Annotated in this window: 3 protein-coding genes and 1 pseudogene; 3 read left to right on the top strand and 1 reads right to left on the bottom strand. The window is 68.0% G+C overall.

Annotation, left to right across the window (positions count from 1 at the left end):
• A pseudogene (locus tag JMF90_RS31535) lies at positions 1 to 300 on the top strand (pyridoxamine 5'-phosphate oxidase); the annotation flags it as partial.
• Between the two features lie 25 nt (positions 301 to 325).
• Here JMF90_RS31535 and gcvA read toward each other — a convergent pair.
• Positions 326 to 1,216 (bottom strand): transcriptional regulator GcvA, encoded by an 891-nt coding sequence (gene gcvA, locus JMF90_RS31530; protein WP_011694544.1) that lies wholly within the window; start codon positions 1,214 to 1,216, stop codon positions 326 to 328.
• Positions 1,217 to 1,350: 134 nt separating this feature from the next.
• On the opposite strand from gcvA, the gene JMF90_RS31525 reads away from it, so the two are divergent.
• The gene (locus JMF90_RS31525) at positions 1,351 to 2,055 is read left to right on the top strand and encodes an SDR family oxidoreductase (protein WP_041489663.1); all 705 of its coding nucleotides are present in this window, start codon (positions 1,351 to 1,353) and stop codon (positions 2,053 to 2,055) included.
• 203 nt (positions 2,056 to 2,258) lie between these two features.
• A partial coding sequence (locus tag JMF90_RS31520; protein WP_201325900.1) for an epoxide hydrolase family protein occupies positions 2,259 to 2,946 on the top strand: 688 nt, incomplete at its 3' end.

The following is a 2,946-nucleotide window of genomic DNA, read 5'->3' as shown; positions in this document are numbered from 1 at the left end:
GCGGAAGGCGTTGCGTCGATCTGCGACGACGAAGCGCAACGGCGCGCGATCTGGGAAGCGAGCCGTCCGCATACGCTGCTGCTGTATCGCGCGCCGCTGCCGCCCGGCACGCCGGTCGTGTCGCCGGAAGCCGCGCATCTCGACAGCACCGCACCCACCGCCGACGGCTACGAAAACTTCTGCCTGATCCACATGACGGTCACGCGCATCGACTGGCTCGAACTCGCGCGCGCCGGCCATCGTCGCGCGGTATTCGATCTGAACGAACGCGGCTACGAAGCCCGCTGGATCGCCCCCTGACGCGGGTCCAGCGCACCCGATCCGCTCAAGGCCGCCCGTCCGACGCGGCCTGGATCATCCACTCGCGCATCACCGCGATCGCATCGTCGTCGCGGCGCTCGGCCGGATACACGAGATAGAACCCCATTGACAGCGGAAACGCGAAGTCGAACGGCTTGCACAGCCGTCCGGCGGCGATGTCGCGCTCGACGAGCGGCTCGGTCGCGAGCGCGATGCCCTGGCCGGCAACGGCCGCATCGATCGCGAGCGACGTCTGGTTGAAGCGCAGCCCCTTGTGCGGATCGACGTCGACCGGTGCTGGCATTGCCGCGAGGAATTCGGGCCACAGGTCATGCGCATCGTGCAGCAGCACCTGCCCGGCGAGCGCGCGTGGCGCAGCCGGCGGGCTCAGCACCGACGGGCTGCACACCGCGCACACGTCGAGCGGGAACAGCGCATGGGTGGCGAGATGCTTGCCGAACGGCGGCTTGCCGTAGCGGATCGCGAGATCGACGCCATCGTGGCGGAACGTCGCGATCTGCGGATCGGCGATCACGCGCACGTCGTAGTCGGGGTGTGCTTCGGTGAACTGCGCGAGCCGCGGGATCAGCCACTTCGACGCGAACGACGGCGTCGTGCTGATCGTCAGCGCCGCGCGCCGCTTGACGAGCTTGTCGGTGGCGTCGGCGATCGCATGCAGCGCGCGCTGCACGTCGGAGAAATACGCGGCGCCGTCATGCGTGAGCGCGAGGCCGCGCGGCAGGCGTTCGAACAGCTTCAGGCCGAGCACGTCCTCGAGGTGGCGCACCTGCTGCGCGACGGCGCCCTGCGTGACGCCGATCTCGTCGGCGGCGGCGCGGAAATTGAGGTGCCGCGCGGACACTTCGAACGCGCGAAGCGCATTCAGCGGCGGCAGGCGGGAAGGGCGTGGCGGCATCGTCAGGCTGTAGAAAAACTATCGGCTGGCGGCAGAAATACTGGTTCGACAGCGGGAATCGATGCGCCTACATTACCACCATGGCGCGCCGAATGGCGGCTGCGCGGCGGCAGAATCGGAACGAGGAGCGGATCGTGACTGTAGAAAAAGTGGCGTTGATCACGGCGGCGGGCAAGGGCATGGGCGCGGCGATCGCGCGCGAACTGGCGGCGACGGGCTATCGCGTCGCGCTGATGTCGCTGTCGGGCAGCGCGGTGGCGCTTGGCGAGGAACTGGGCGGTTTCGGCATCAAGGGCTCGGTGACGGAAGAAGCCGACATCGACAAGCTCGTGCAGGAAACGATCGCGCGCTATGGGCGCATCGATGCGGTCGTGAACAACACCGGCCATCCGCCGAAGGGCGAGTTGCTGGCGATCACCGACGACAACTGGCACGCGGGGCTCGACCTGATCCTGCTGAACGTGGTGCGCGTGATGCGCCGCGTGACGTCGATCTTCCAGAAGCAGGGCGGCGGCGCGGTGGTGAACATCTCGAGCTTCGCGGCGGACGCGCCGGAGCAGCCGATGCCCGTGTCGTCGGCGCTGCGCGCGGCGTTGAGCGCATGGACGCGCCTCTACGCGGAACGCTATGCGGCCGAGAACATCCGGATGAACGCGGTGCTGCCGGGCTTCATCGACAGCTGGCCGGAAACGCCGGAGATCGTCGCGCGCATTCCGGCCGGGCGCTTCGGCAAGACCGGCGAGATCGCGAAGACGGTTGCGTTCCTGCTGTCGGACGGCGCGGGCTATATCACCGGGCAGAACATTCGCGTCGACGGCGCGATCGTCAAGGCGCTCTGAGCGCCGCACCGGCGAGCGGCCGCGCAAGCGTGTTCGCTCACCTCGCAGCAGCTACAAACGCGTACAAATCAGACAAATCCGGGATACATCAGACCTTTCGAATAGGCGACGCCGCGTGACGAGGGCGCGCCTGATTGAAAGCCTGGGCGGGATCCCGCGCGCGGCATGTTCACTTTCCACTTCACGAAAGGAGATGCCGAACGATGTCTTCCACACCGTTTTCCCCGATGCGTCGCCACCTGCTGGCCACTTCCGTGGCCGCCGGGGTGTCGGCGATGCTGCCCACCGCGCTGCATGCGGCCACCGGCGCGAGCGGCATACGCCCGTTCACCGCACACATTCCCGATGAAGCCGTGGCCGACCTGCGCCGTCGCATTGCCGCGACGCGCTGGCCGGGCCGTGAGACCGTCGCCGACGAATCGCAGGGCGTGCGGCTCGCGCGCATGCAGGCGCTGCTGCGCTACTGGGGCACCGACTACGACTGGCGCAAGGGCGAGGCGCGCCTGAACGGTTTCCCGATGTTCATCACGGAAATCGACGGGCTCGACATTCATTTCATTCACGTGCGGTCGCGGCACGAGAACGCGATGCCGATGATCATGACGCACGGCTGGCCCGGTTCGATCTTCGAGCTGCTGAAGGCGATCGGTCCGCTGACCGACCCGACCGCGCACGGCGCGAGCGCGGACGATGCGTTCCACGTCGTCGTGCCGTCGCTGCCGGGCTTCGGCTTCTCGGGCCGGCCAACGAAGACCGGCTGGGGCTCCGACCACATCGCGCGAGCGTGGGGCGAGCTGATGGCGCGGCTCGGCTATACGCGTTTCGTGTCGCAGGGCGGCGACTGCGGCTCGGTGATCTCGCACCGGATGGCGATGCAGCACGTGCAAGGTC

The organism is Burkholderia sp. E168m23 (genome assembly GCF_016586125.1).
GTDB lineage: Bacteria > Pseudomonadota > Gammaproteobacteria > Burkholderiales > Burkholderiaceae > Burkholderia > Burkholderia orbicola.
Note: the sequence above shows the minus strand (reverse complement) of the source record. Positions and strands in the feature narration are given on the sequence as shown.